The sequence below is a fragment of the Bradyrhizobium macuxiense genome, assembly GCF_007993935.1.
GTDB lineage: Bacteria > Pseudomonadota > Alphaproteobacteria > Rhizobiales > Xanthobacteraceae > Bradyrhizobium > Bradyrhizobium macuxiense_A.
Genome location: NZ_VITY01000002.1, coordinates 417,095 through 443,256 on the forward strand (window position 1 = coordinate 417,095; position 26,162 = coordinate 443,256).

The 26,162-nt window shown below is 64.5% G+C and carries 26 protein-coding genes; 5 read left to right on the top strand and 21 right to left on the bottom strand.

What is annotated here, in order from left to right:
• Positions 1-39: 39 nt before the first annotated feature.
• Complete coding sequence (locus tag FBZ93_RS06100; protein WP_208763974.1) at positions 40-1,494, bottom strand: PLP-dependent aminotransferase family protein; 1,455 nt, start codon at positions 1,492-1,494, stop codon at positions 40-42.
• 92 nt (positions 1,495-1,586) lie between these two features.
• On the opposite strand from FBZ93_RS06100, the gene FBZ93_RS06105 reads away from it, so the two are divergent.
• A complete protein-coding gene (locus FBZ93_RS06105; RefSeq protein ID WP_146985044.1) occupies positions 1,587-2,486 on the top strand; it encodes a DMT family transporter in 900 nt (299 codons plus the stop codon).
• A 362-nt stretch (positions 2,487-2,848) separates the two neighbouring features.
• A complete protein-coding gene (locus FBZ93_RS06110; RefSeq protein ID WP_167528940.1) occupies positions 2,849-3,298 on the top strand; it encodes a cupin domain-containing protein in 450 nt (149 codons plus the stop codon).
• Between the two features lie 182 nt (positions 3,299-3,480).
• Here the strand turns inward: FBZ93_RS06110 and FBZ93_RS06115 are convergent, their stop codons facing one another.
• Positions 3,481-4,515, bottom strand: a complete 1,035-nt coding sequence (locus tag FBZ93_RS06115; RefSeq protein WP_146985046.1) for a methyltransferase — start codon at positions 4,513-4,515, stop codon at positions 3,481-3,483.
• Between the two features lie 179 nt (positions 4,516-4,694).
• On the opposite strand from FBZ93_RS06115, the gene FBZ93_RS06120 reads away from it, so the two are divergent.
• Positions 4,695-6,257, top strand: a complete 1,563-nt coding sequence (locus FBZ93_RS06120) for a winged helix-turn-helix domain-containing tetratricopeptide repeat protein (protein ID WP_146985047.1) — start codon at positions 4,695-4,697, stop codon at positions 6,255-6,257.
• A gap of 221 nt (positions 6,258-6,478) precedes the next feature.
• On the opposite strand, the gene FBZ93_RS06125 is transcribed toward FBZ93_RS06120, so the two are convergent.
• From FBZ93_RS06125 to FBZ93_RS06205, 17 genes are all read right to left on the bottom strand, one after another.
• Positions 6,479-7,534 carry a YeeE/YedE family protein gene (locus FBZ93_RS06125; RefSeq protein ID WP_146985048.1) on the bottom strand — a complete coding sequence of 352 codons (1,056 nt, stop codon included), beginning with the start codon at positions 7,532-7,534 and terminating at the stop codon, positions 6,479-6,481.
• 107 nt (positions 7,535-7,641) lie between these two features.
• Positions 7,642-8,652 (bottom strand): quinone oxidoreductase family protein, encoded by a 1,011-nt coding sequence (locus FBZ93_RS06130; RefSeq protein ID WP_146985049.1) that lies wholly within the window; start codon positions 8,650-8,652, stop codon positions 7,642-7,644.
• Between the two features lie 99 nt (positions 8,653-8,751).
• Positions 8,752-10,182 carry an indoleacetamide hydrolase gene (gene iaaH, locus FBZ93_RS06135; protein WP_146985050.1) on the bottom strand — a complete coding sequence of 477 codons (1,431 nt, stop codon included), beginning with the start codon at positions 10,180-10,182 and terminating at the stop codon, positions 8,752-8,754.
• Positions 10,183-10,218: 36 nt separating this feature from the next.
• Entirely contained in the window at positions 10,219-11,550 is a 1,332-nt protein-coding gene (gene paaK / locus FBZ93_RS06140) for a phenylacetate--CoA ligase PaaK (RefSeq protein WP_146985051.1), read from the bottom strand.
• Positions 11,551-11,569: 19 nt separating this feature from the next.
• The gene (paaI, locus tag FBZ93_RS06145; RefSeq protein WP_146985052.1) at positions 11,570-12,025 is read right to left on the bottom strand and encodes a hydroxyphenylacetyl-CoA thioesterase PaaI; all 456 of its coding nucleotides are present in this window, start codon (positions 12,023-12,025) and stop codon (positions 11,570-11,572) included.
• A gap of 173 nt (positions 12,026-12,198) precedes the next feature.
• On the bottom strand, positions 12,199-13,275 hold the full coding sequence (gene paaE / locus FBZ93_RS06150) for a 1,2-phenylacetyl-CoA epoxidase subunit PaaE (protein WP_146985053.1): 1,077 nt from the start codon (positions 13,273-13,275) through the stop codon (positions 12,199-12,201).
• A 2-nt stretch (positions 13,276-13,277) separates the two neighbouring features.
• Positions 13,278-13,781 (bottom strand): 1,2-phenylacetyl-CoA epoxidase subunit PaaD, encoded by a 504-nt coding sequence (gene paaD / locus FBZ93_RS06155; RefSeq protein WP_146985054.1) that lies wholly within the window; start codon positions 13,779-13,781, stop codon positions 13,278-13,280.
• Positions 13,775-14,551 carry a 1,2-phenylacetyl-CoA epoxidase subunit PaaC gene (gene paaC / locus FBZ93_RS06160; RefSeq protein WP_146985055.1) on the bottom strand — a complete coding sequence of 259 codons (777 nt, stop codon included), beginning with the start codon at positions 14,549-14,551 and terminating at the stop codon, positions 13,775-13,777. Before paaC ends, paaD begins: the two co-directional genes overlap by 7 nt.
• Before the next feature lie 120 nt (positions 14,552-14,671).
• The gene (paaB, locus tag FBZ93_RS06165) at positions 14,672-14,959 is read right to left on the bottom strand and encodes a 1,2-phenylacetyl-CoA epoxidase subunit PaaB (RefSeq protein ID WP_016842890.1); all 288 of its coding nucleotides are present in this window, start codon (positions 14,957-14,959) and stop codon (positions 14,672-14,674) included.
• 13 nt (positions 14,960-14,972) lie between these two features.
• On the bottom strand, positions 14,973-15,965 hold the full coding sequence (gene paaA, locus FBZ93_RS06170) for a 1,2-phenylacetyl-CoA epoxidase subunit PaaA (RefSeq protein WP_076862499.1): 993 nt from the start codon (positions 15,963-15,965) through the stop codon (positions 14,973-14,975).
• A 76-nt stretch (positions 15,966-16,041) separates the two neighbouring features.
• Positions 16,042-16,911 (bottom strand): phenylacetic acid degradation operon negative regulatory protein PaaX, encoded by an 870-nt coding sequence (gene paaX, locus FBZ93_RS06175; RefSeq protein ID WP_146985056.1) that lies wholly within the window; start codon positions 16,909-16,911, stop codon positions 16,042-16,044.
• A gap of 205 nt (positions 16,912-17,116) precedes the next feature.
• On the bottom strand, positions 17,117-17,887 hold the full coding sequence (locus FBZ93_RS06180) for an esterase/lipase family protein (RefSeq protein ID WP_146985057.1): 771 nt from the start codon (positions 17,885-17,887) through the stop codon (positions 17,117-17,119).
• Between the two features lie 203 nt (positions 17,888-18,090).
• Positions 18,091-19,374 (bottom strand): DUF445 domain-containing protein, encoded by a 1,284-nt coding sequence (locus FBZ93_RS06185; RefSeq protein ID WP_146985058.1) that lies wholly within the window; start codon positions 19,372-19,374, stop codon positions 18,091-18,093.
• 221 nt (positions 19,375-19,595) lie between these two features.
• Positions 19,596-20,072, bottom strand: coding sequence for a phasin (locus FBZ93_RS06190; protein WP_074130326.1), 477 nt, complete (start codon positions 20,070-20,072; stop codon positions 19,596-19,598).
• A gap of 181 nt (positions 20,073-20,253) precedes the next feature.
• Positions 20,254-20,850, bottom strand: a complete 597-nt coding sequence (locus tag FBZ93_RS06195; RefSeq protein ID WP_074130324.1) for a GNAT family N-acetyltransferase — start codon at positions 20,848-20,850, stop codon at positions 20,254-20,256.
• Positions 20,847-21,929 (bottom strand): PHA/PHB synthase family protein, encoded by a 1,083-nt coding sequence (locus FBZ93_RS06200; RefSeq protein ID WP_146985059.1) that lies wholly within the window; start codon positions 21,927-21,929, stop codon positions 20,847-20,849. Before FBZ93_RS06200 ends, FBZ93_RS06195 begins: the two co-directional genes overlap by 4 nt.
• Complete coding sequence (locus FBZ93_RS06205) at positions 21,926-22,309, bottom strand: hypothetical protein (protein WP_146985060.1); 384 nt, start codon at positions 22,307-22,309, stop codon at positions 21,926-21,928. The genes FBZ93_RS06200 and FBZ93_RS06205 overlap by 4 nt, the downstream gene beginning before the upstream one ends.
• A 181-nt stretch (positions 22,310-22,490) precedes the next feature.
• Between FBZ93_RS06205 and FBZ93_RS06210 the strand changes: the two genes are divergently transcribed.
• Both FBZ93_RS06210 and FBZ93_RS06215 read left to right on the top strand, forming a co-directional pair.
• Positions 22,491-23,411: an alpha/beta fold hydrolase gene (locus tag FBZ93_RS06210; RefSeq protein WP_146985061.1), complete on the top strand. Its 921-nt coding sequence runs from the start codon at positions 22,491-22,493 to the stop codon at positions 23,409-23,411.
• 174 nt (positions 23,412-23,585) lie between these two features.
• The gene (locus FBZ93_RS06215) at positions 23,586-23,981 is read left to right on the top strand and encodes a nuclear transport factor 2 family protein (RefSeq protein WP_433995389.1); all 396 of its coding nucleotides are present in this window, start codon (positions 23,586-23,588) and stop codon (positions 23,979-23,981) included.
• A gap of 210 nt (positions 23,982-24,191) precedes the next feature.
• On the opposite strand, the gene FBZ93_RS06220 is transcribed toward FBZ93_RS06215, so the two are convergent.
• Positions 24,192-25,295, bottom strand: coding sequence for a branched-chain amino acid ABC transporter permease (locus tag FBZ93_RS06220; RefSeq protein WP_146985063.1), 1,104 nt, complete (start codon positions 25,293-25,295; stop codon positions 24,192-24,194).
• Positions 25,292-26,158, bottom strand: coding sequence for a branched-chain amino acid ABC transporter permease (locus tag FBZ93_RS06225; protein WP_146985064.1), 867 nt, complete (start codon positions 26,156-26,158; stop codon positions 25,292-25,294). Before FBZ93_RS06225 ends, FBZ93_RS06220 begins: the two co-directional genes overlap by 4 nt.
• Positions 26,159-26,162: the final 4 nt, after the last annotated feature.

Genomic DNA, 26,162 nt, shown 5'->3' on the forward strand with positions numbered 1-26,162 from the left:
AATTCTAATATTCCGAAATTATGCGAGCGCCCTCGCCGTCTACCCGCGCGCCGCGCGCTTGCCGGTCAGGCAGTTCGCCATGGTCCGGACCGCGGCGCCGATTTCGTTTTCGCGCCAGGCGGCGAAACCGAGAAGCAGGCCGTGGTCGCGTGGCCGCTGCAGCGCGAGGCTCGACAGCGCGCGCACCTCGACGCCGGCCGCCACCAGCCGCGCGACCGCGTTCTGGTCCGCGGCGCCGTCCTTGAAGCGGGCGATCAGCTGCATGCCGCCCGGTGGGACCTCGGCGGTGAGCATCGGCGCAAGGTGACGCGCCAGCGCCGCGGCAAGATGGTCGCGGCGCACGCGGTAGATGCGCCGCATTCGCCTGACATGCGCCAGGAAATGTCCGTCGGCCATGAAGTCGGTCAATGCCTCCTGGACGTGGACCGACGCAATCAGTCCGAGGTGACGCTGCGCGATCTCCATCGTCTGCGCCAATGACGGCGGCACCACCAGATAGCCGATGCGGATGTCGGCGGTCATCGCTTTTGCAAACGTGCCGAGATAGAGCACGCGCCCCTCGCGATCGAGCCCCTGCAGCGCCGGCATCGGACGGCTGTCATAGTGAAACTCGCCGTCGTAATCGTCCTCGACGATCCAGGTCTTGCCGGGCGCGGCCGCCGCAAGCAGCTCGGTGCGGCGCGCGACCGGCATCACCCGTCCCGTCGGATGCTGATGCGAGGGTGTCGTGAAGATGAGCTTGGGCGCGCGCGCCTCGCGCATCCGCATCATGCCCCATTGATCGAGCCTGACGCCGACGACGTCGGCGCCGGCCGCGCGAAACGCCGCCGCGGCGCCGGGATAGCCGGGATCCTCGGTCCACACCGCATCGCCGGGCGCGATGACGGTCGCGGCGATCAGCGTCAGCGCCGCCTGCGCGGCCGGCAGGATCAGGATCTGATCTGCCTCGGCGTGCACGCCGCGGCTGATTTCGAGATAATCGCGCAAGGCTTCGCGCAGGCTCGGCCGATTGACCACGGTCTGGTCGTTGAAGCGGCGGCGCAGCGCGCTACGGCGCAAGCAGCGCGCCCAGATCTCATGCGGAAACTCGCGCGCATCCGCCAGCCCGGAACGCAACGGCCGGAACTTTGCCTGGTAGGACAGCGGCCAATCGGTGTCGGAGAGCTGCAAGGCCCAGGACGACAACAGCGGCTTGCGGACCGTCTCGCGCTTCGGCGCAGCACCAGGTTTGGCGAAGCGCGCCTCGATATCGTCTGACACCACCGGCCGCCGCCGAGCGGCGACGCGTAGATAGCCCTCGGCTTCGAGCTGCTCATAGGCATGCGTCACCGTGTTGCGCGACACGTCGAGCTCGGCCGACAGCGTGCGGCTCGACGGCAGCACAGCTCCGCTCCTGATCCGGCCGCTCGCCACCAGCGCGCGCAGCTGCTGGGTCAGTTGCGCAGCCAGCCCGGCATCATCAGCCCGCTGCAGCGCCAGCAATTCGGCGAGGATCAATCTGGCTCCTTTGTTCTATCAAATCTGGCTCTTTCGAGAGAGCCAGAGTGATCCTATTCACAGGGGGTATCGCCTGCAAGGATTCTGTCGTGAACCAGTCACTCTCGCCCGCAAAAGCCGCCGCCCTGTTCATCATCGTGGTGCTGGCCTGGGGCATCAACTGGTCGGTGACGAAAACGCTGGTCGAGGCGGTACCGCCGCTATGGACCGCATCGATCCGCAGCTGGGTCGCCCTGATCGCGCTGCTGGTAATCCTGCGCGCCAGCGGCAATCTGATCATCCCGCGGATCGCCGATGTGCCTGTCGTGCTCAGCGTCGCGCTACTCCACATGACGTTCTTCTCGACGCTGGTCGCCGCCGGCCTGCGCTATCTGCCGGCGAGCAAGGGTGTCGTGCTGGGCTACACCACGCCGCTCTGGGTCGCGCTCGCCGCGGGCGCCGCGCGGACTGAACGGCTCGGCGCGCTCAAGCTCGTCGGCGTCGCGTCGGGACTCGCCGGCCTCTGCGTGATCCTCAACCCGACATCGCTGGACTGGAGCAATTTGCATGTCATCGCCGGCGCCGCCATGATCATCGTCGCAGCGATCTGCTGGGCCGCGAACATCATCTACATCCGCTCGCACCGCTGGATCGCGACGCCACTCCAATTGTTGCTGTGGCAGGTGCTGGTCGCAACGCTGGTGCTGACCATGACGGCGCTGGTCACGGAAGGCCTGCCCACCGTGACATGGTCGCCGCACCTGGTGCTGCTGTTCCTCTATTCCGGCTTCATCGGCACGGCGCTGGCCTATTGGGCGATGTCTGTTGTCAACAAGAGCCTGCCGGCGCTGACGACCTCGCTCGGCACCACCGCAACGCCGATCGTCGGCATCGTCACCGCGGCGCTGCTGCTCGGCGAGCCGATCGACCTCTCGCTTGCGATTGCCGCCGCCCTGATCGTCGGCGGCATCGCGCTGAGCTCGCTCACGGACGCGCCGGCGCGGGCATAGGGCACGATGAAGTTAAGTTGAAAAGGTTTGACCGCGGATTCGGTTCACCTCTCCGCGACGAGGAGAGGTCGATTTGCGCAGCAAATCGGGTGAGGGGCCGCAGCTCCAACGAGGGAGCGTAACCCCTCACCCGCGCCTTCGGCGCGACCTCTCCCAAGGGAGAGGTGAATTTCCGGTACTCATAAATCCGGGATGCCGCTTTCGAGGGAAAAGCCGACACGCGTCTCCGCCCTTAGGAACGCCGGCTTGTGACCCGAACCGGACATCACCGCAGTCGCGGAGGCTAATTGTTTGCCTATTTCTAACTTGCCGCTCGGTCGCTGAGTGTTAGGCTTTGGCAGCTGCGCGGGGGTGAAAATATGATGGCTAACATCTTCCGAGTAACAGGATACATCGCGTTCGTGCTGTTCGTCTCGGGCGCACCTGGCCAAACAGAGCCGCTTGCTACCGCGCAATTAACGCCCGATGAGTTTAAATGGGACCCAACACCGGCCGGAGGTCAACGCGCTGTCCTTGTGGGAGACGAGAAAAAGTCGGGCATGTACGTGATTCGCGCCCGCTTTCCGGTTAACTTCAAGGTTCAGCCTCACTTCCATCCCGATGAGCGGGTTGTCACCGTGATGTCCGGCACTTTGTATATGGGCTACGGAGAACAATTCGATGAGAGCGCCATGAAGGCATTGCCGGCAGGAAGCATTTGGACCGAGCCGGCCAAGCAGCCGCATTTTGTCTGGGCTAAGGACGGCGAGGTCGTGATCCAAGTTGTCGGCGGTAACGGGCCTTCTGGAGTGACCCTCATCGGACCGAAATAGAGCCTCGGGCACCCGGCGTCTCGTCCGCAGACGAGGTCATTGAGTACGCCCCTCACTTCCGGCATTGGCCCGCTGCTCTCCTTCTGGAGCCATCGCCGAGACGTCCGAGGCCGGGACTAAAGCGGACGCGAGGCCCCGAGACCGGGATGTCGCTCTTTGACCCAAGGCAGACGTCGCTCCGACTAGGCCAAGACGGCTTCCAGGACGCTTACCGGTGACTTTGTTGCCAATACACGATTGAGGCGGAAGCCGGCCTTGTTCAGCAGCCCGGCGTACTCGGTTTCCGTGCGTTCCTGACCGCCGACCAAGACCAGCATCACCATGTCCAATATTTTGCCCGGATGCGGTTCGTCGCCGGCTGGCAGGACCATTTCGACGATCAGCAGCTTCGCATCCGCCTTCATGGCTTTGCGACAATGGCGAAGAATCGTCAGGCATTGGTCATCATTCCAATCGTGCAGGATGTGCGACAGGAGGTAGGCATCGCCGCCTGTGGGCACCGATCGGAAAAAGTCTCCTCCCTCGACGGTCACGCGTTCGGATACGCCGCTCACCTTGAGCGATTGCTCCGCCTCCAACACGACATGCGGCAGGTCGAACAACAGACCGCGGGGTTCCGGGTACCGTGCAAGTATGGCTACGAGCATATTGCCGGACGCTCCGCCAACATCGACGACCGTCTTGAACCTCGAAAAATCATAGGCCCCCGCGACCGCGGGAGGTTCTTCGCCATGAAGACCAACCATCGCCTGAGTAAACACCGATGCGGCTTCTGGATGTTGAGCGAGGTAGTCGAAGAAAGGCATTCCCTGTGCTTTTTTAAAGCCCGTACCGCCGGTCTGCAGAGAATGATCAAAATTGGCGAAGCCGCTGCCAACCCAATGGCTACCGGTCATGAGCAGGGTAGATCGAGCCGCACCCGGTGCGCCCGTCTTGAGTGCCTCACCAAGTCTTGTCAGTGCAAAACGCTGAGTGTCGCCTTCGGTGAGAAGTCCGATACTGGCCATCGTCCGCATAAATCTGTGCAGGGATGGCGCATGCAGCGCCAACGGACCAGCCAATTCAACGGCACTCCTGGGTCCGTCACCAAGCTGATCGGCCAAGCCAAGCCTAGCCGCGAGGTGCAAGACATTGGCAACCGCGCCGCCTGTCCCCATCTGGATCAGCTGAACATGCGGTGGAAGAGACGGCAGGGCTTCCTCGTTCAATTCGGCCATGAGTTGCTCCAAGTCGGAATGCCGCTTCCCGGTCAGCATTGCCTCTCAGAACAAGGTACCGGGCTCGAGCAGGCACGCTTGACTTCCGGCTTACTTTTTCGTCACCGGCGGCTTACTCTTCGGCTCGTATCGAGTGCTGATCTCCTTGTTCGGAGATCACCTGAAAAGGGGGCGGCGGCTTGCGTTATTTGTTCGACGATTTCGAATTCGACACGGATCGGCGCGAGTTGCGTCGTGGCTCGGATGTCGTCGCTATCGCGCCAAAGGTATTCGATCTGCTCGATTTCCTGATCCGCAACCGTGAGCGAGTTGTCGGCAAGGACGATCTCATCGACGCCATTTGGGGTGGACGCAGCGTGTCCGATACGGCGTTGACGACTCGGTTGAACGGTGCCCGAGCTGCGATCGGCGATTCTGGCCAGGAGCAGCGCTTGATCAAGACGCTTCCGCGGAAAGGCTTCCGTTTCGTTGGTGTCGTCGCGGAAGCGAGGCAGGCGCCGGTCGCCGGCGATGGTCAGATCGAGCACGCAAGACCGGTACCCGCGTTTCCCGACAAGCCGTCCATCGCAGTCCTGCCGTTCCAGAATCTGAGTGATGATCCCGAGCAGGAGTATTTCGCCGACGGAGTGGTCGAGGATATCATCACGGCATTGTCGCGCTCAAAATCGCTGTTCGTGATCTCCCGAAATTCAAGCTTCAGCTACAAGGCAAAGGCAATTGATATCAAGCGGGTCGGCCGTGAACTCGGCGTTCGCTATTTGCTGGAAGGCAGCGTACGTAAAGTCGAAAAACGGATACGCGTAACCGGGCAACTGATTGATGCCAGCACTGACATGCATGTCTGGGCGGACAAATTCGATGGCGACCTTGAGGACATCTTCGATTTGCAGGATCGCCTTGCCGGCAGCGTGATAGGGGCGATGTTTCCCAAGCTTGAGCGGGCCGAGATTGAGCGGGCTCGGCGGAAGCCGACTGAGAGCCTCCAGGCCTATGACTATTACATGCGGTCCAAGTTCAGCATCTACCAGTGGACCCGGGAAGGCAGCGTTGAGGCTCTCAGGATGAGTAAGCTTGCCATCTCGCTCGATCCTGCATTTGCCGTCGCTCACGCGTCGGCAGCCAATATTTTCGGGCAGAGAAAAGGGTTCGGATGGATCGAGGACGCGGAAAAGGAACGAGCCGAGAGCCGCCAGCTGGCCGAACGGGCGATCCAACTCGATCCGGACGATCCCGTCGTGCTTGCGCATGTCGCGGAGGTTTATTCGTATGTGCTCGAAGAGCCGGAGACCGGATCAGCTCTTGCCGCAAGGGCTATTGCGCTTGATCCCAACCTGGCGTTGGCTCGCCTTTGGGCGGGTTGGGCAAAGGTCTATCTCGGCGCGCATGACGCAGCGATCGAACAGTTCTCGGCGGCCATCCGCTTGAGCCCGATCGATCCGCATTTGTTCGTGCCCCAAACGGGAATGGCTTTCGCTCATTTCTTTTCCGGACGCTATGACCAAGCTCTGGCTCAAGCCACGACCGCCATCCAGCGCCAACCGAATTTTCCTGGTGCTCAGCGAATTCGAATGTCGAGCCTGGCGATGACGGGACGCATCAGTGAGGCGCGGCTCGCTTGCGAGGCAGCCCTGCAAATCGACCCGACCTTGCGGATTTCGAGCATCAACAAGGCACCATTTCGTCGAGCCGAAGATGTGAAGAAATTGAGCCAAGCCTGGGCAATAGCAGGGGTGCCGGAGTGACCGCTTCTGGCCCTTAGCGGACATTCACCTAGGGATCTTCAATGTCAGCTTTTGACGGCAATCCGGAAGCTCGCAATCCCCGCACGCGGGTACCCGATTCAGATTTATGCGTACACGCCCTCATCTCATCATGCTCCAAAGCATGATCCGGAAAAGTCGAAGCGGTTTTCCCTCGCGACAAACGCGAACGCGTTTGCGCGGAGATCATTGCTCTCTTAGCTTCAGGCCGTCGCGAGCGGCCGGACCCGGAGCGCGCCGCGCAGGCCGGCGCCGGTGCCGAGCATGATGCCGGCGATCGCGATGAAGGATGACAGCGACAGCGTCGACAGGCCGGTCAGCCCCTGCCCGACCGAGCAGCCGAACGCCATCACACCGCCCGCCCCCATCAGCGCGGCGCCGCTGGCCGAGCGCAGCATGTGCTGCGGCGACCGATAGCCTTCGAGTTGGAAGCGTCCGGTGGCAATCGCCGTGATCAGGCTGCCGGCAAACACGCCGAACACGGTGACGATGCCGAAATTGAGCGTCGAGCCGGTCGACAGCATGACGTATTGCAGCGCGTCGGCGATCGGCGCGATGAAGGTGAGCGACGTCACCGGCACCGGATTGAAATCATCGGCGCCGAGATAGCCGGTCGCGTACCAGCCGCCTGCGACCAGCAGGCCGACGATCAGGCCGGCTGCGATCTGACCCGGCGACTTGCGGAACGGGGCATGGGCAAAGGCGAAGATGATCAGGATGGCCGCGATCACCGAGGCCGCGACCATCCGCGCCGGCACCGCACCGATGCCGATGTTCGCGAGCAGCGCCGGCACCGAATTGGCTGATAGCGTCGCCTGCGAGGCCTGCACCATCGCGATCCGGGCCGGGGCGATCAGGCCCTTCAGCGTCATCTCGGCGACAATGCCAAGCACGATCACAACAACGAAGGAACGCAAATTGCCGCGCCCGAGCAGCACCAGCGCCCGCGAGCCGCAGCCGTTCGACAGCACCATGCCGTAACCGAACAACAACCCGCCGAGGAACATCACCGGCGCCGAGAAGGACGGTTGCAGATAGATCGACTTGCCGAGATCGACGAGACCAGCCGCCGCCAAGAGCTGCGAGGCCGCGATCGCAATCCCCATTGCCAGCGCGTAGGTGCGCGCCAGCCGGCCGTCGCCCTCCGCCCACCAGCCGCGCAGGCCGCTCATCATGCAGAAGCCGCTGAGCAAGCCGACCGAGCCATAGATCAGGCCGATGATCAGGGCAGCGAAGATGACGATGGTGGCGGGGTCCATGGAAGTCCCTCAGGGTTCGTCATTGCGAGCGAAGCGAAGCAATCCATATCACCGCAACAAGAGAGAGTGGATTGCTTCGTCGCTTCGCTCCTCGCAATGACGGTGAATTACGGCCGTAGGATCACGCGGTCGCGCGACGAGCCCGCGACGGCAACGAATGCCGCCTTGGCCTGTTCCAGCGGATAGATCGCGCTTGGCTTGATCGGAAACGGCTTGAGATGCCCGCCGGCAAAGCCCGGAGCGAGTTCGCGCAGCACCTCTCCGGTCGCAACCGACGACAGCGCGAGCGTGTCGATGCCGACATAGGTGTGCTGGCCGCGGTAGAATTCGAGGATGTTGAACTGCACGATGCGGTCGACCGCCGCGATCAGGATCTGCCGGCCGCGCAACGCCAGCGACTTGTGCGCGGCCTGGAAATAGGGATCGCCGACCGTGTTGTAGACGATGTCAGCGCCCTTGCCGCCGGTCAGCTCACGTACACGCGCCGCAACATCTGTGGCGGAAGCATCGATCACCTCGACCGGCGCATTGCTGTGCCCCTCATAAGGCTCGCTCTTGCGCACCACGCCGATCACGCGTGCGCCGTGCCAGCTCGCGATTTGCACTGCGGCTTGCCCGACCTTGCCGTTGACGCCCATCACAAGCACGGTCTCGCCCGCCTTCGGAATGCCTGCGCGGCGCAGGCCTTCCATCGCGGTGACAAAGGGCACGCCGATCCCGGCGGCTTCGTCCCAGGAAATGCCGGCGGGTTTTTCCACCACGGCATCGGCCTCGACCACCAGATGCGTGGCGTGGGTGCCGTCGCGACGGATGCCGAGGTCGCCGGATGAGCCGAGCACCTCGCGCCCGATCAGGCCGGACGGACCGTCGATCACGACGCCGGCGTAGTCGCGGCCGGAGGTGCGCGGGAATACGGCATAAGGCATCAGCCCGGTCGCGGCTTTCACGTCAGACGGATTGACCGCCGCCGCCTTCACCTCGATCAGGACATCGTTGTCGCCGCGCGACAGTGCATGGGTCTCCAACACCGGCGCCACCGCCGCCGCGTTCTCCGCCTTGGCCAGCAGGCGGACGCAGCGGGCGTCGACGGGATGACGGTTGGCTTGCAGGGCCGGCATGAGTATTCCAGTCTTGATCATGAAGTGCGACCTGATGGCCTCAGGCCATGACTAATCGACTGACCGATCAATTCAAGGGGCTTGTTGAGGCCGGCAAAGTTAGAGCTTCGGTGGCGGGGCCACGCCCAGGATCGCCTCGATCGTTAGACCAAGCCCAAGCAGCCTGGCATCGCTGCCGACCGGACCATCGAGCTCGAGCCCGACTGGCAGGCCATCAGGCGTCATGCCGGCATAAAGCGACAGCCCCGGCAAGCCGGCATTGCTGCCGGGATCGGTGTTGCGGATCATGGTGCCGAAGGTCGGCACCGGCTCGCCGCCATTGACCGACATCTCGCCGGACCCGGTCTTCTCGTCGATGACCGGCGCCGGCGCGACCGTGGTCGGAAACAGGATCGCGTCCAGTTTGTTGTCGCTGAGATACGCGGCATAGATCGCCTGCAGCGCCGGCCGCTGCACCTTGATCGCATCGTCATAGGCGGCGCCGAAGGCGTCCGCCGTGATGGCACCGAAGGCGCCGACGACGTCCGGACTGGCGACACCGGCCGCGATGTCGGACAGCGTGATCCCCTCGATCCCGGAGGCGACAAGCCAGGCCGGGATATCGGCGATCGGTTCATGCAGCGCGACGACGAAGGACACCTTGCCGTTCTGCTCGAACAGGTCGGGCATGTCGACATCGACCAGCACCGCACCATCAGCGGTGAGCCGTGCGCAGGCTGCACGGGCGACGGCCTCGACATCGCGATCGAGGCCGCTCCAGAAACAGGCGGGAATGCCGAGACGCACGCCGCGCAGCGGAATGGCTGTGGCCTGCGGCGTGTCTGTGATCACGGCATCGAGCAGCGCGACATCGGCGACGGTACGTCCCATCGGGCCGACGGTGTCGCGGGTGTGGCTGATCGGAACCACCTGGTTGTCGTCATGATAGCGCCGCTCGGCGCCGCCATTGCCGACCGAAGGCCGGAGCCCCACGGTCCCGGTCAGCGCCGCGGGCACGCGGGTCGAGCCGCCGGTGTCCGAACCGAGGCCGCAGGTGGTGATGCGCGCAGCGATCGCAGCCGACGTTCCGCCCGACGATCCGCCGGGAATCCGGCTGGTGTCGTAGGGATTGCGCACCGGCCCCGCGAACGGCGCGAGATTGGTGCTGGTGATGCCGAAGGCGAGCTCGTGCAGGTTGGTCTTGCCGATGACGATAGCGCCGGCGTCGAGCAGCTTTTGCAGCGACGGCGCATTGCGCGCAGGCCGCGCGTGTTGCAGTGCCGGCGTGCCGCCCGACGTCGGCAGATCTGACGTGTTGATGTTGTCCTTGACGACGATCGGAAGCCCGGCCAGCGCGCCGGTCCGCTTCCCGGCATCGACCTCGCGCGCCGCGGCAAGCGCGCCGTCGCGGTTGAGCACGATGAAGGCATTGAGGTGCTTGAGCCGCTCGGCACGATCGAGCGCCGCCTCGACGACTCTGACCGCCGTTACCTTCTTGCCGCGGATACCGGCAACGATCTCCGCAGCGGTTGCTTCGTTGGTATCGGCCATGGAGACCCCGCGCCCTCTTGCATTGCGGGCGAGAGGCTATTCTTTCGGCCGCTTGTCGTAAACCCGTTTCGCCTTGCCGAGCGAACGCTCCAGCGTCTCGGGCGCGACGACGCGGACGCGGGTGGAGATGCCGATCGTGTTCTTGATGAAGGCTGCGACCTTCTCGGCATGCGCGGTCAACCCTGCACCGTCCCAACTCTCGGGCCGGGCCTCGGCGAGCACCGTCATCTCGTCCATGCGGCCCTCCCGCGTGAGCTCGATCACGAAGTGACCGCCGCACCAGTCGGTCGCCAGCAAGGCCTCCTCGATCTGGGTCGGGAACACGTTGACGCCGCGCAGGATGATCATGTCGTCGGAGCGGCCGGTCACCTTCTCCATCCGCCGCATGCCGGGCCGTGCCGTGCCCGGCAACAGCCGCGTCAGGTCGCGGGTGCGGTATCGGATGATCGGAAAACCTTCTTTTGTCAGTGAGGTGAACACCAGTTCGCCCTTCTCGCCATCACCGAGCACCTTGCCGGTCAGGGGATCGATCACCTCGGGGTAGAAGTGATCCTCCCAGATGTGCAGGCCGTCCTTGGTCTCCACGCATTCCTGCGCGACGCCAGGGCCGATCACTTCCGACAGGCCGTAGATATCTGTGGCGTCCATGTCGAAGGCCTGCTCGATCTCGACGCGCATCGCGTTGGTCCAGGGCTCGGCGCCGAAGATGCCGAACTTCAGCGACGATTTGCGCGGGTCGAGGCCCTGCCGCTTGAACTCGTCGAGGATCGCCAGCATGTAGCTCGGCGTCACCGTGATGATGTCCGGCCGGAAGTCGTTGATGAGCTGCACCTGCCGCTCGGTCATGCCGCCGGAGATCGGGATGACAGTGCAGCCGAGCCGCTCGGCGCCGTAATGCGCGCCGAGGCCGCCGGTGAACAGGCCATAGCCATAGGCATTGTGCATCAGCATGCCCTTGCGGCCGCCGGCGGCGCGGATCGAGCGCGCCATCACGTCAGCCCAGGTGTCGATGTCGGCCCTGGTGTAGCCGACCACGATCGGTTTGCCGGTTGTGCCCGAGGATGCATGGACCCGCACCAGCTGCTCGCGCGGCACCGCGAACATGTTGAAGGGATAGTTGTCGCGCAGGTCGGTCTTCACCGTGAAGGGAAACCTGGCGAGATCGGAAAGCTGCTTGAAGTCTGTCGGATGCACGCCCGCGGCGTCGAAGCTTTTCTTGTAGTGCGCGACATTGTCATAGGCATGCTTGAGCGACCAGGCGAGCCGCTTGGTCTGCAGCGCCATGATCTCGTCGCGCGAGGCGCGCTCGGCCGCATCGAGCTCGGCGCGATAGCCGCTGTCATTAACTCTGAGCTTTGCCGTTGCCATCGACGTTTCCTCTGAAGCCCTATGCCTTGATGTCCGTGTCAGGCAGCCAGCTGCCTTGTATCACGCGCGAATGTCCGCGGAATTCGGCGATCACGCTGTCACCGGCGGTGACGCGCACGTCGTAGATTCCCGAGCGGCCGCTGCGCGAGATCTCGCGCGCGATCGCCACCAGCCGGTCGCCGAGCTTGCCGGGCCGGATGAACGTGACGCTGCCCTGCGCCGCCACCGCGCGATCGTTATGGCTGTTGCAGGCAAACGCGAACGCGGAATCCGCGAGGGTGAAGATATAGCCGCCGTGGCAGATGCGCTGGCCGTTGACCATGTGCGGCTGCACGGTCATCGTCATCGTCGCATGCCCCGGCTTGATCTCGACGAGCTCCATGCCGAGGCCCTTGCTGGCGTCGTCTTCCTTCCACATCGCATCCGCGCAGGCGCGGGCGACATCTTGGGGCGATAGCGTGGCCTTCACGTTCACATCGAACTCCCTGTGCGCGGGCCCGTTGCAACGGGCCTCTTGGTGTCAGTGTTGGGCGCGACGCTTGGCACGTCAACGCTACTTCCGTCATTCCGGGGCGATGCGCAGCATCGAACCCGGAATCTCGAGATTCCGGGTCTGGTCCTTCGGACCATCCCGGAATGACATCAAAATCAAACGTGGTCGTAGTCGACCACGACCTTCTCGGAGCACGGCTTGGCCTGGCAGGTGAGGATGAACCCCGCCTTCAGCTCCCACGGCTCCAGCGAATAATTCAGATCCATCGGCGCCTCGCCCTCGACCAGCTTGGCGCGGCAGGTCGAGCACATGCCACCCTTGCAGGCGAACGGCAGATCCATGCCGGCGCGCAGCGCGGCGTCGAGGATCGACTCGCCGTCGGCCACCGGCACCTCGCGGCGCTTGCCGTCGATGATCAGTCCGGCGATCGCCTTCGGCGGCGCGCCGGCGGGAACGACGACTTTCGGGCGCGGCTTGCCGCCGAATTCCGAGACGAAGCGTTCGACATGGATGCGCTCGTCGGCGATGCCGATCTCGCGGCAGGTCGCCTCGATGGTCTCGCTCATCGCGGCCGGGCCGCAGACGAAGACGTGATCGACGGTTGAGGCCGGCACCAGCGAGCGCAGCAGCACCCGCACCTTCTCACCATCGAGCCGGCCGTGCAGGATCGGGATGTCCTGCTCCTCGCCGGAAATGACGTGGAACACCGAGAGCCGCTGCATGAAGCGGTCCTTCAGCTCCTCCAGCGCCTCGCGGAACATGACGCCTTCGGTGGAGCGGTTGCCGTAGAACAGGAAGAAGCGGCTGTCCGGCTCGCGCGCCAGCACGCCCTTGATGATCGAGAGAATCGGCGTGATGCCGCTGCCGGCAGCGAAGCCGACAAAGGTCCGCGCCTCGTCAGGCGCGTGGGCAACGCCGAAGCGGCCGGTCGGCGTCATCACGTCGAGCTCGTCGCCGGCCTTCAGCTCGTCGGCGGCCCAATTCGAGAACGCGCCGCCGTCGACCTTCTTCACCGCGATGCGCAGCTCGCCGTCGTCGGGGCCGGAGCAGATCGAATAGGAGCGGCGAACCTCCTCGCCGTCCATCGTGGTGCGCAGTGTCAGATACTGGCCGGGCGTGAAGCGGTAGTCGCCTTGCAGATCGTCGGGGATCGCAAAGGTCATCGAGATGGCGTCCGACGCCTCGCGGCGCAGATCGCTGACGGACAGACGGTGAAAGCGCGGGGTCGACATGGTCAATGACACTTGAAGTAATCGAAGGGTTCACGGCAGCTCTTGCAACGCCACAGCGCCTTGCAGGACGTCGAGCCGAATTCGGAAAGTAGTTCGGTGTCGCCCGATCCGCATTGCGGGCAGGTCACCTGCTGCTCACCGAACAGCGCGCGGCGCGAGGAGCCCGGCTGCGGCGGCGCGATGCCGTATTCTTTCAACTTGCGGCGGCCGTCCTCGCTCATCCAGTCGGTGGTCCAGGCCGGCGACAGCACGGTGCGAACCTTCGGCGCATGAATGCCTTCGCGCTCCAGCGCGAGCTCGATCTCGAGCGCGATCATGTTCATCGCGGGACAGCCGGAATAGGTCGGCGTGATCGCGACCTCGACATGACCGTCGTGCACCGCGACATCGCGCAGCACGCCAAGATCGGCGATGGTCAGCACCGGAATTTCCGGATCGACCACCTGCGCAGCCGCGCTCCAGGCGCGCCGGCGCAGATCGGCATCGCTGAGCGCAACCGTCACCATGTTGCCCCCGGGAAGGTCCGCTGCAGGGATTGCAACTCGCTGAGCAGATGGCCGAGATGCTCGCTATGGCTGCCGACGCGACCGCCCTGCTGCATCCAGTCGCTCTTCGGCAGCGCCAGCGTTGCCTCGTTGACGATACCGGTGACGGTCTTCAGCCAGCGCGCCTTGAGCGTCGCCGGATCAATTGCGATGCCGGCGTCGATCAGGCCTCGCTCGCCGTCGTCGACCGCGAACATCTCGCCGGTATAGGCCCAGAGATCGTCGATCGCAGTCTGCGCGCGGCGATGGCTCTCCTCGGTGCCGTCGCCGAGACGGACGACCCATTCCGACGAATGCCTGACATGATAGGCGCTTTCCTTCTCCGACTTCGCCGCGATCGCGGCAAATGTCGGATCGGAGGAAGCCATCATCGCGCGCCAATAGAGATCGGCGAAGGCCGCATAGAAGAACTGCCGCACCATGGTGCGGGCGAAATCGCCGTTCGGCTGCTCGACCAGCAGCAGGTTGCGGTACTGCCGGACGTCGCGCAGATAGGCGAACTTGTCCTCGTCGTTGCCGCGGCCTTCGACCTTGGCGGCATAGGTATAGAGCTCGCGGGCCTGACCGAGCAGGTCGAGACCCATATTAGCGAGCGCCATGTCCTCTTCCATCGCCGGCGCATGGCCGCACCATTCGGACAGCCGATGGCCGAGGATCAGCGCATCGTCGGCGCGGCGCAGTGCATAGAGCATCAGCGGCGTTTCGGAGACTTCGATATTGGCGACGGTCATTTGATCAACTCGCTCATATTTTTTCGTCATTGCGAGGAGCGGAGCGACGAAGCAATCCACACTTGCTTTGCGGTCCGATGGATTGCTTCGCTCCGCTCGCAATGACGAGCGGAGGCGCAGTCACATATGCCCGACTTCGTCGGGGACATCGTAGAAGGTCGGGTGGCGGTAGATCTTGGATTCCGCCGGCTCGAACATCATGCCCTTCTCGGACGGATCGGACGCGGTGATCGCGTTCGACGGCACCACCCAGATCGACAGCCCCTCGCCGCGACGGGTGTAGATGTCGCGCGCGGCCTGCAGCGCGAGCGTCGCGTCGGCCGCATGCAGCGAGCCGACATGCTTGTGCGCGAGGCCGTTGCGGCTGCGGATGAAGACTTCCCAGAGCGGAACGTTCGGCGTGGCCATCTTGAGCGCTCCCTTATTCTGCGGCTTGCGCGAGCTGGCGGCTCTTGCGCTTCTCGGCATAGGCCGCGGCCGCCTCGCGCACCCAGGCGCCTTCCTCATGCGCCTTGCGGCGCGCGGCGAGGCGATCGCGGTTGCAGGGGCCGTTGCCGGCCAGCACCTGCTTGAACTCGTCCCAGTCGATCGGGCTGTGCACCCAATTGCCGTTCTCGTTCTGCTTCATGCCGGGATCGGGAATCGTCAGCCCGAGGAACTCGGCCTGCGGCACGGTGGCGTCGATGAATTTCTGCCGCAGCTCGTCGTTGGAGAAGCGCTTGATCTTCCACTTGGTCGAGGTGTCGCTGTGCTGGCTGACCTGGTCCGGCGGGCCGAACATCATCAGCACCGGCCACCACCAGCGATCGAGCGCGTTCTGCGCCATCGCCTTCTGCTCCGCGGTGCCGCGGCACAGCGTCACCATGATCTCGAAGCCCTGGCGTTGATGGAACGACTCTTCCTTGCAGACGCGGATCATCGCGCGCGCATAGGGACCGTAGGAGCAGCGGCACAGCGGGATCTGGTTCATGATCGCCGCGCCATCGACCAGCCAGCCGATGGTGCCGATGTCGGCCCAGGTCAGCGTCGGGTAATTGAAGATTGAGGAATATTTCGCCTTGCCCGAGAGCATCGCGTCGACCAACTCCTCGCGCGAGGTGCCGAGCGTCTCGGCGGCGGCATAGAGATAGAGGCCGTGGCCGCATTCATCCTGCACCTTGGCGAGCAGCGCGGCCTTGCGGCGCAGCGACGGCGCGCGGGTGATCCAGTTGCCCTCGGGGAGCATGCCGACGATTTCGGAATGGGCGTGCTGGGAAATCTGCCGGGTCAGCGTCTTGCGGTAGGCCGCAGGCATCCAATCGTTGGGCTCGATGCGCTCATCGGCATCGATGCGGGCCTGGAACTGACTGGCACGGGCAACATCCTCGACGCCGCGATCGTCGCCGTCGGATGAATTGAGCGCCTGCGTATACATGGCCGACCTCCCGGTGTGTTGTTAGGCAGGAATATATAACACAATTTTCAGAATGCAAGATATTTTTGTAATATATTCAGACGCCCTCGAAACGCCGCGCCACCGCCCCGTTGGGCTTCGGCAGCGGCCCGTCCTCGTTGGTTGCGTGGTCGTCAAGCCATTGTTCCGACGGCGAAAGCAGGCCGCGATAGATCTCGCCGCAGAGTTTCCGCGCGGCCCTGCCCGGCCAATCCTCCGGCAACAGCTGATACGGCAGCAGCGGATCGCGCAGCACGACCCGGCGGTAATGGTGGATCAAGAGGATGCGCGCGGTGAAGGCGTCGGCGTCGCTGAGCTTCTCGCCGCGCACGATCCAGCCGTGCAGCGGCTCGAACGTCTTCATGAATTTCAGATAGGCGTCCGCGGTGCGATCGAGCGGCCAGCTCTCGCTGAGCAGCCGGCGCCCGCTATCGTCTTCCGCGGAGACTTCGAGACGGATCGCGCGCGACGCTTCATCCGGGATCGGCACGCCCGACGGCGCAACCCACACGCCGGGCAGCGGGCTGCCGAAGCCGGCATTCTTCAACGCCTCGCGCGCGGCGTCGCGGTCCTCGGCATTGCCGATCAACAGCAGCTCGAAGCGGCCGGTCCAGTCCGACGGCGGCGGATCGTAGATGTGCCTGGTCGCGGTATCGAAGGTCTGCCGGCCCTTGGCGTTCAGCCGATAAAAACTGTTGCGGCCGACCTTGCTGCGCTCAAGCCAGCCGTCGGCGGCGAGCCGCGACATCGCGGTGCGCACCACGTTGCCGTCGATGTCGAGCGACTTGAAGAATTCGAGCAGCGTGCCGAGCCACACCGAACCGCCGCGCGGCACGATGGAGTCGCCGAACACGGTGATGATGATCGAGCCGGTGCGTGACGGCTCGCGCTTCAGCTGATCGACGATGCGGGCAAGCGGCTGTGGCATGCCTCAACGCATAGCGCGTTTTGTCGATTCACGACAATGCGGGGTCTACCCCTTCTCCCCGCGTGCGGGGAGAAGGTCGGGATGAGGGGGACTCTCCGCATACACGGTGAGAGTTGCCCTGGCGGTGACTCCCCCTCACCCGGATTGCTTCGCAATCCGACCTCTCCCCGCAAGCGGGGCGAGGTGAAGAGAGAGCTCACAAGACTCAGCGATTCGGATTCGGATAGACGAGGCTGCGCCAGCCGCTGCGATCGAACGGCGCCCACTCGCCGTCCTTCTGCGCGAGGCGATCCGCGACCGCATACACCACGGCCGGGTGATGGCCCATGCCGCAATGGCTGCTCTCGACCTCGATGCTGTCGGTCATCGACGAGCTCTCTTCGCGGCAGCCCTGCCAGGCGCAGACGCCGTCGGTGCGGCTGAAGATCGCGGTGGTCGGCACCGGCGGCGCGCTGGCGAGCGAGCCGCCGAAACGCTGGTCCTCTTTGTCGGCGCGGCGGCCGCTGGCCATCTCGTAGACGCGCCAGGCGTTGGTCGACTTCGGACCGGCGGCGAACGGGCTGCCGAGCGTGATCACCTGGCGTACGCGCTCCGGCATCATCTTGGCGAGCTGGCGCGCATAGAGGCCGCCGAGGCTCCAGCCGATCAGCGAGACCTTGCGGCCGCTGGTCTCGTTCATCTCCTGCAGCAGATCGACCATGCCGTCCTGCACGCCGGAGCGAAGCCCGAGGTTCCGGCCCTGGCGCCAGCCGCTGACGGCGTAGCCCTTGCTCTTGAGGAAGTCGCGCAGCGGACGCGTGGACATGTCGGAGGCAATCAAGCCCGGCAGCACCAGCACCGGATGCCCGTCGCCGCGCGGCGCGAGGCTCAGCAGCGGCAATGCACCAAGGAAGGCACCGAGCTCGTGAATGGCGCGGCCTTCCAGGAACATCAGCGTCCTGGACGGCGGGCGTAGCGTCTGCACAGCAACGGACATTTCAACTCCTCTTCGGACGGCCCCTGACGTCTCGGCGGCCGGCAATGGAATCAACGGGAATAGGTCAACGGAGTTGACGCAAACCCGGCGGAATCGTTCCGCAACGCAACAATCAGTCTTGAAAAGCTAGGGAACCGGATACTTTGGTGCAAGCGGGCCAGATCACACTTGCCACAACTATTGTGACGTCCGTGCCCAATCGGTCACAGCAGCCGCAGCACATATTCCAGCGTGTAAAGCGCGAGGCCGGCAAGCCCGCCGATCAGCGAGCCGTTGAAGCGGATGTATTGCAGGTCCTTGCCGACATTGACCTCGATCAGCTGTAGCAGTTGCTCCATGTCCCAGCTTTTCATCTGGTCGGCGATGAAGCTCGAGACGCCGCTCTTCTGCTCGGCGACGACGGTGCGCAGGATCGCGACCAGGCCCTGGTTGATCTCGCCGCGCAACTCGGCATCGCCGTGCAGCGCGTCGCCGGCCTCGACGAACATTCGGGCCAGCTGATGCTGCAGCACCTGCGACTCGCCCGAGGCGCTGCGCTCGATGAAGTCCTTGACGTTGGCCCAGATCGTGCGGCCGAGATTGGCAAGCTCCGGCCGCGCCATCAGATCGCGCTTGAGACCGTCGATGCGATCGGCGAATGCCTTGTCGCTGCCGAGCCGGTCGACGAACGACAGCAGCATGCGGTCGAACTCGCCGCGGAACGGATGCTGCGGATCGTTGCGCACTTCCTCGAAGAATTTCGTGGCCGAGGCGATGATCCTGTTCACCACGAATTTGTCGGCGCGGTAGAGTCTCAGCAGCGTCGGCATCTCCGCGCGGACCTTGTCGCGGATCACGGTCATGGTCTCCTGCTGCGTCAGCGTCTGGTGCAGCACGCGCAGAATGTCGTCGAGCAGGCCGCCATGCTTGCCCTCCTGCACGAAGCCGCGCAACGCGCCGGCCGCGAGCGGCGCGAGATCGATCGCGAGCACCTGCGTCGTGATGCGGCGGCTGATGAACTGCATCAACCCCGAGCTCTCGGTCGCCGCGAACGCTTCGGGCAGCATCCGCAGCACGAAGCGGGCGAGATCCTCGGACCGCTTGCGGTCGCGCAGCCAGTCGGCGATGAACGAACCGAAATCGATCTCGCGCAGCTTGGCCTCGACCGGCCCGGATTCCAGAAAATTGTTCTCGATGAACTCGCCGAGCTTCTCGGCGATGCGTTCCTGGTTGCTCTGGATGATCGCGGTGTGCGGGATCGGCAAGCCCAGCGGCCGCTTGAACAGCGCGACGACGGCATACCAGTCGGCCAGCCCGCCGATGGTCGCGGCCTCGGCGAATGCCGCGATGAAGCCGAACACGGGATGCACCGGCAGCAGCGCCTTCGCTGCGATGAAGATGATGAGGGTTGCCGCCAGCACACTGGTGGCCAGCCATTTCACGCGCCGCAGCTCGGCGGCACGTTCGGCATCGACGGGCGTTGCGATGAGGGCTGCGGGAAGGGTCATGGGATCGAGGAGGCTCTCGCACTGGCCGCACACTAGCCGTCATTGCGAGCGAAGCGAAGCAATCCATTTCGTCGCTTGCGGAGAAATGGATTGCTTCGTCGCTATCGCTCCTCGCAATGACGGCAGCTGCGACATCGACGATGTATGAGAAGCACAACCAAAAAAGAAGGCCCGCGAAATGGCGGGCCTTCGAAAAGGGCAGTCGGTCAGTGCAAGCGCGATCAGGCGGTCTTGCCGTAGACCTTGGCGAAGTTGTCCTGCGCGGTCTTCGCACCGTCGGTGACGAGCTTGCCGAGATACTCGGTGGTCGCCTTCGCCCGCGAGACGAACAGTTCGCCGCGCGCACGGACCATGTCCGACTGGATCTGGGCAGCTTCGCTCAGCGACTTGGCGGAAGCGAGCTTGTCGATGCCGGCGAAGAACGCCTCGGCGTCCTGGTAGATCGCCTGCTGGATGTTGCGGCTGATCTTGGCGGCTTCGGTCACCGAACCGGCAACGGCGGTCTCGATCACGTTGGTCACCTTCTCGGAGCCGGCATACGCGTCGGCGGCGCGGGTCTTGGCGGCCTCGGCCTGCTTCTTCACGAACTCACGGGCGGCTTCCGGAACTTCCAGGTTCTGGAGCTTGGTGAACGCCTCGGTGACGGGCGCGAAGGCTTCCTTGACGCTGTTCAGCACGGAATTGGTTTCGGTGGTCATTGGGGTCTCTCCATCCTCAGGTTTGAGCTATGGGCTCACCCCGTCCGGATTGGCCCGGGGCAACGGTGTTATGACACACCCCATGGTGCGCCGCAACATCGATGTTGCAGCGCGACATCACGAACTCGTGAACAGCATGAATAACCGGCAGATTGCCTGCGGAACCGGCAGTTAGAGGTATTCAGCCACCACCGACCGCCCCGGGTAGCCCATAGGCCTCCATCTGCGCCCGAACCTGCGCCACATTGTGCCCAAGCACGACGATGTCGTGGGTCTTGCCCTCGACGTCCCGGACATGGTCGCGCAACAGGGCCTCCGCCTTGAAGCCGAGGCTTTCGAACAGCGCGATCGCCGCCCGCTGGTCGACGGTCATCTGGACCGAGAACTTCTCCAGCCCGGCGCCAAGGGCAATAGCGAAGGTCTCCTGCGACAAGGCCCGGCCGACGCCCTGCCCGCGCACGTCGAGCGAGACCACCATCCGGATCTCGCCGACATGCGGCGACCAGGAGTGCGGATCGCGCACCAGGGTGCCGCAGCCGACCACCGTGCCGTCCTTGACCGCGAGCAGGCTCGTGATGTCGCCGCGCTCGATCTCGTTGATCCAGGCCGACAGCACCTTCGGCTGGCTGATGTTGCGCGGCAGGAACAGCAGATCATGCGTCGGCAGTTTCTGTGCGAAGGCCAGCACCGCGGCCTCGTCGGCCCGCTTCATCAGCCTGAACTCGATGTCGCCGGCCTCGGTCTTGACGTGGCGCGGATAGGAACGTTGTTCGGTCATGTCGATCTCTTGCCCAACCAGGAGTCCAGTTTCGGCCACAGCCGCTTGATTGCATTGGCGCCGGCGACCAGCGAGACGTGACCGCCTTTCAGCATCACCTCTTCCTTGTCCTCGGAGCCGATCTTGGTGATGAGGTGCTTTGCCGCGTCATACGGCACGATGTGGTCGTGCTCGGCGACCGCATGCAGGATCGGCACCTTGATGTCGGCAAGCTTGGCCTCGCGGCCGCCGACCGTCATGGTGTCGTTGTAGAGCTTGTTGTCCCACATCAGGTCTTTGGTGATGGCGCGGAAATACTCGCCCGCCAGCGGCAGCGTGTCGGTCGCCCAGCGGTCGAACATCCGGTACGATTTGACGAACTCGTCGTTCCAGATGTTGTCCCAGAGCTGGATCTGGCCGACGACGCGCGCAGCCGGCCGCAGCATGTCGAACGATTGCAGGATCAGCTCGGGCGGCATGTTGCCGGTGCTGTCGATCAGGCGGTCGACATCGAAATAACGGCGGTCGGCGAAATTCGAGAACAGCTTCATCTCGCGGAAATCGATCGGCGTGGTGAAGCAAATCAAATTCTTCATCGGCCCGTCGTTGAAGATCGAGCCATAGAGCAGCGACAATACGCCGCCGAAGCAATAGCCGATCACCGAGACGTCCTTCTCGCCGGAATCCTGCTGCACGCGGCGAACCGATTCCGGGATGAAGTCGAGGACGTAGTCCTCCATGCGCAGCGACTTCTCCTCGGGCTTCGGCGCGGTCCAGTCCAGCATGTAGACGTCGAAGCCGCGCTTGAGCAGGAATTCGATGAAGCTCTGCCCCGGCACCAGGTCGAGGATGTAGCCGCGGTTGGTGGTCGCCATCACGATCAGCACCGGCACGCGATAGACTTCGTCGGACAGCGGCCGGTAGTGATAGAGGTTCATGGTGCCGCGTGAATACAGCACGTCCTTCGGTGTCCCGCCGAGCGAGGGACCGGAGCTCGAGAAATACTCGACGCCCTTGATGCTGCGCTGGATCGCGCGCTGCACCTCGGACTGGACCCGCTCGGAGATCGAGGCGAAATCAAACGGGGTGGGAGCATTCATTTGCTGTCTCCCTCCGATGGCGGGCGCCTGGTGCGCGGCGGCCGTGGCGTTGCGCCGTGGCCGTCGTCCGGCGCCAGCGAATTGTGATGCACCTGCTGCAGCAGCGTCTTGATCTCGTTGAGCTGGTTCTCCATCGACTGCAGGCGTTCAGCCATGCCGACCAGCTGGGCACGGCTCGGCAGGTTCATCGCCAGCAGATATTTCTCCATCATCTCGCCGAGCTGCTTCTGCGCGCCGGCCGCGGCGCCGCCCGCCTGGTTCATCACCTTGGAAAATTCCGGCGAGCTCATCAGCTGGTTGCCGAAGGAGTTGAACCCCTTCTCCATCTCGCCAATCATCGCCTGCCAGATCGCGGCAGGGTCGTTGCCCTTGTCGGCCATGTGGCCCTCCTCCACAGCAATCTCGAGCGCTTGTCGCGCTTCGGTTTGTTCGTGCCATACGACACTGTTGCCATTGATCGGTCAACTGCGCGACGCGCCCAGCGACGTCGAAGCTCTTCTGCGCTGCGTCAATCCATGGCAGCATGCAGGTTCCTGACTACGAATCCAGGAGAGGACGCCCGTGACCACGCCCGCCCATCAGTTGCCGCAAATAACCCGCGCGAACGGCATAGACATCTGCTACGAGATATTTGGCGATGCGAATGCGGAGCCGCTGCTGCTGATCATGGGCCTCGGCGCCCAGATGATCCATTGGGACGACGAGTTCTGCCGCCGGCTCGCCGCGCGCAGTTTTCGCGTGATCCGGTTCGACAACAGGGATATCGGCAAGTCTTCCCGCATGAGCGGCGGCAAGCGGCTGACTGCCCTCGAGCTCATCAAGCTGCGCTTCCTGAAGATTCCTGTGGCAGCGCCCTACCGGCTGGCCGACATGGCGCGGGACACGATCGGATTGATGGACGCGCTTGGCATCCGCACGGCGCATCTGGTCGGCGCCTCGATGGGCGGCATGATCGCACAGGAGGTGGCGATCACCTTTCCCGAGCGCGTCCACTCGTTGACCTCGATCATGTCGACCACCGGCAATCCGAAGATCCCGGGACCGACCCGCGAGGCGACCGCGGTGCTGATGGCGCCGCCGCCGAAGAGCAAGGAAGAGTATTTTGTCCGCTACGGGCAGACCTGGAAGGTGTTGCGCAACGGCTCGTTCCCTGAGGATGAGGCGCTCGATCCCGAACGCGCGCGGCGCACCTTTGAGCGTGGCCTCAATCCGGAGGGCGTCGGCCGCCAGCTGCGCGCCATCCTCGCCTCCGGCAGCCGCAAGGAGCGGCTGCGCAGCGTCAAGGCGCCGACGCTGGTGATCCACGGCACCATCGATCCGCTGGTGCATCCCGAGGGCGGCAGGGACACCGCAGCCTCGATCCCCGGCGCGAAGCTTCTGATGATCGAGGGCATGGGCCATGCGCTGCCGATCCCGATGTGGCCCGAGATCATCGACGCCATCGACAAGCACGCGCACGGGGCGGCGGCGAAGGCGGCATAAAGCCGGTATCTGCGGGTAACCATGTGAGCCAGGAGTGCGTTCTTCCGGGCGCGGCATGGACACTGTAGAGAGCGCTATCCATCGCTCAGCCTCGGGAGCCACCAGATGAAGACCCTTCTCCGGCCACGGACAGCCGTCGCCGCTCTCCTCCTCGCGCTTGCGTCTTCGTCGGCGATGGCCGCACCCAGCGAGGCGCAGCAGGAAGCCAACCGCAAGGCGGTGCTCACCTTCTACGACAAGGGGCTGAATCAGAAGGATGCTGATGCTGCGCTCGCCTATGTCGGCAACCGCTATGTGCAGCACAATCCCGGTGCGGCCGACGGCCCCGAAGGTTTCCGCAAATTCATCGGCTTCCTGCGCGAGAAGTTTCCGAACTCGCACAGCGAGATCAAGCGTTCGTTCGTCGACGGCGACTACGTGATCCTGCACGTCCACGCCGTGCGCGAGCCCGGCACCCGCGGCAATGCGATCGTCGACATCTTCAAGCTCGAGGACGGCAAGATCGTCGAGCATTGGGACGTGGTGCAACCGATCCCGGAAAATCCGGCGAACAACAACACGATGTTCTAATCTGTTGCTGCCGGATATGAATCGGCCTCGCGCGGTCTCGGTTCACCTCTCCCCGTCGGGGAGAGGTCGGATTGCGAACCAATCCGGGTGAGGGCTCTTGCTCTCTCGATCCACCGGGACCCCTCACCCAATTTGCTGCGCAAATCGACCTCTCCCAAAGGGAGAGGTCAACTTTCGACGCCGTTCCGGCTCAGCCAATCTCATCAGGCTTTAGCTCGTGCCGGAAGTTCGGCCGAGCCAGCGCTGGGTCGGGAACAGCTGCCATTGCCAGCGGCGGGCCGCCGCGCCCCACACGCCTCGCGGCATGAACAGCATGATCAGGATGGCGAGCGTGCCGAGCACGACGAGATAGAGGCTGCCATACTGGGCAAGATATGTGACGAGCCCCCAGAGCAGGAGCACGCCGACCATCGGGCCTTCGATGGTGCGCACGCCGCCGATCACGACGATGAAGATCACATAGGCAGTCCAGTCGGTGACGCTGAAGGCGGCGTCGGGCGAGATGCGCGCCTTCTGCAGATAGACCACCGCGCCGACCATGCCGGTGGCGAAGGCAACCGCGATCCACAGCAGGTGGCGAATCCGCGCGGTGCGGACGCCGACGCTGCGCGCCGCCGCCGCATTGTCACGGCTGGCCGCCAGCGCCAGGCCGTGGCGCGAGCGGATGAAAGCGTAGATGCCGAGCGTGACCAGCACGGCGAGCAGCAGCGCCAGCCAGTAGACCAGCACGTCGCGCGCCGCCGCCGGGCGCAAGCCGAGCAGCGCCTGCACCGTCTTCAGCCCGAACATCTGCGACAGCTCGGCGGGCGAAATCGACATCCCGGTGCCGCCGCCGAGCGACTTGAACTGGGCGCAGATCAGCCGCAACGCTTCGGCGGCGACCCAGCTGCCGATCGCAAAATACGGCCCCTCCAGCCGGAACAGCAGCGGCCCGAGCAGCGCCGCGATCAGTGCCGCGAACAGACCGGCCAGCGGGATCGCCGCAACGGGATCGAGCCCGGCCATCACGATGCCGGCGAACAGTGCATAGGCACCGAGCCCGACAAACGCCTGCTGCCCGACCGACACCAGCCCGCCCCACCCGGCCAGCACGTTCCAGAGCTGCGCCAACGTCAGCATGGTGAGGACGAAGATCAGGTCCTGGATCAGGTTGCGCGATGCGATCGCCGGCAACGCGGCAAGCGCCACCACCAGCACGATGCCGGCCACAGCCGCGATGCGCGACAGGCGCGTGCCGACCCGGATTTGCCACACCGGCACACCTGCCGGGCACTCCTCCCGGCTTGCCGGGACCGCGATGCTCTCGACGCTCATGTCCGCCTCGCCGGAAAGAGACCGCGCGGCCGCACCATCAGCACGGCAAGAAAGGTGAGATGACCGGCGAGGATCTGCCACTCCGGATTGATCCGGCCGCCGATCGCCTGCGCGAGCCCGAGCACGATGCCGCCCGCCAGCGTGCCCCACAGGCTGCCGAGGCCGCCGATGATCACGGCCTCGAACGCATAGAGCAGCCGCGCCGGCCCGATCGACGGATCGAAGCTGGCGCGGATGCCGAACACGATTGCGGCGATCACCGAGACCGCGAGCGAGAGCCCGACCGCGATCGCATAGACATTGCGCTCATTGACGCCCATCAATTGCGCGATCGCGGGATTGTCGGCGGTGGCGCGGAAGGCGCGGCCGAGCGAGGTACGATAGAAGATCAGCTGAAGCAGCGCGACGGCGGCGATCGCCGTCACCAGCGCGGTCAGCGGCGCGAGGCCAACGCTGAGGCCCGGCGCCAGCGTCACCGACGAGGATTCGAAGGCGCCGGCCTGCAGCCGTCGGCTGTCCGCGCCGTAGCCGAGCAGCAGCCCATTCTGGATCACGATCGACAGGCCGAAGGTGACGAGCAACGGCGGCAGGATGTCGTCGCCGAGCACCCGCTCCAGCACCAGCCGCTGCAGCACGAAGCCGAGCACGAACATTGTCGCAACGACCAGCAAGGATGCGGCCGCAAGCGGCAGGCCGAGTGCGGTGGTGGCGCTGAGCACCAGATAGGCGGCGAGCAGGATCAGGTCGCCATGCGCCAGGTTGACCAGGCGCATGATGCCGAAGATCAGCGACAGGCCGAGCGCGAACAGCGCATAGACGCCGCCGAGCAGCACGCCTTCGATGATGGTGTCGAATCCGCTCATCGCT

Bases quoted from the DNA above. Each gene is read 5' to 3' on its own strand.
- FBZ93_RS06110 (WP_167528940.1), top strand. From the start codon at position 2,849: ATGGCTAACATCTTCCGAGTAACAGGATACATCGCGTTCGTGCTGTTC.
- FBZ93_RS06115 (WP_146985046.1), bottom strand. From the start codon at position 4,515: ATGGCCGAATTGAACGAGGAAGCCCTGCCGTCTCTTCCACCGCATGTT.
- FBZ93_RS06125 (WP_146985048.1), bottom strand. From the start codon at position 7,534: ATGGACCCCGCCACCATCGTCATCTTCGCTGCCCTGATCATCGGCCTG.
- FBZ93_RS06130 (WP_146985049.1), bottom strand. From the start codon at position 8,652: ATGCCGGCCCTGCAAGCCAACCGTCATCCCGTCGACGCCCGCTGCGTC.
- iaaH (WP_146985050.1), bottom strand. From the start codon at position 10,182: ATGGCCGATACCAACGAAGCAACCGCTGCGGAGATCGTTGCCGGTATC.
- paaK (WP_146985051.1), bottom strand. From the start codon at position 11,550: ATGGCAACGGCAAAGCTCAGAGTTAATGACAGCGGCTATCGCGCCGAG.
- paaE (WP_146985053.1), bottom strand. From the start codon at position 13,275: ATGTCGACCCCGCGCTTTCACCGTCTGTCCGTCAGCGATCTGCGCCGC.
- paaD (WP_146985054.1), bottom strand. From the start codon at position 13,781: ATGGTGACGGTTGCGCTCAGCGATGCCGATCTGCGCCGGCGCGCCTGG.
- paaC (WP_146985055.1), bottom strand. From the start codon at position 14,551: ATGACCGTCGCCAATATCGAAGTCTCCGAAACGCCGCTGATGCTCTAT.
- paaB (WP_016842890.1), bottom strand. From the start codon at position 14,959: ATGGCCACGCCGAACGTTCCGCTCTGGGAAGTCTTCATCCGCAGCCGC.
- paaA (WP_076862499.1), bottom strand. From the start codon at position 15,965: ATGTATACGCAGGCGCTCAATTCATCCGACGGCGACGATCGCGGCGTC.
- paaX (WP_146985056.1), bottom strand. From the start codon at position 16,911: ATGCCACAGCCGCTTGCCCGCATCGTCGATCAGCTGAAGCGCGAGCCG.
- FBZ93_RS06180 (WP_146985057.1), bottom strand. From the start codon at position 17,887: ATGTCCGTTGCTGTGCAGACGCTACGCCCGCCGTCCAGGACGCTGATG.
- FBZ93_RS06185 (WP_146985058.1), bottom strand. From the start codon at position 19,374: ATGACCCTTCCCGCAGCCCTCATCGCAACGCCCGTCGATGCCGAACGT.
- FBZ93_RS06190 (WP_074130326.1), bottom strand. From the start codon at position 20,072: ATGACCACCGAAACCAATTCCGTGCTGAACAGCGTCAAGGAAGCCTTC.
- FBZ93_RS06195 (WP_074130324.1), bottom strand. From the start codon at position 20,850: ATGACCGAACAACGTTCCTATCCGCGCCACGTCAAGACCGAGGCCGGC.
- FBZ93_RS06200 (WP_146985059.1), bottom strand. From the start codon at position 21,929: ATGAATGCTCCCACCCCGTTTGATTTCGCCTCGATCTCCGAGCGGGTC.
- FBZ93_RS06205 (WP_146985060.1), bottom strand. From the start codon at position 22,309: ATGGCCGACAAGGGCAACGACCCTGCCGCGATCTGGCAGGCGATGATT.
- FBZ93_RS06215 (WP_433995389.1), top strand. From the start codon at position 23,586: ATGGCCGCACCCAGCGAGGCGCAGCAGGAAGCCAACCGCAAGGCGGTG.
- FBZ93_RS06220 (WP_146985063.1), bottom strand. From the start codon at position 25,295: ATGAGCGTCGAGAGCATCGCGGTCCCGGCAAGCCGGGAGGAGTGCCCG.
- FBZ93_RS06225 (WP_146985064.1), bottom strand. From the start codon at position 26,158: ATGAGCGGATTCGACACCATCATCGAAGGCGTGCTGCTCGGCGGCGTC.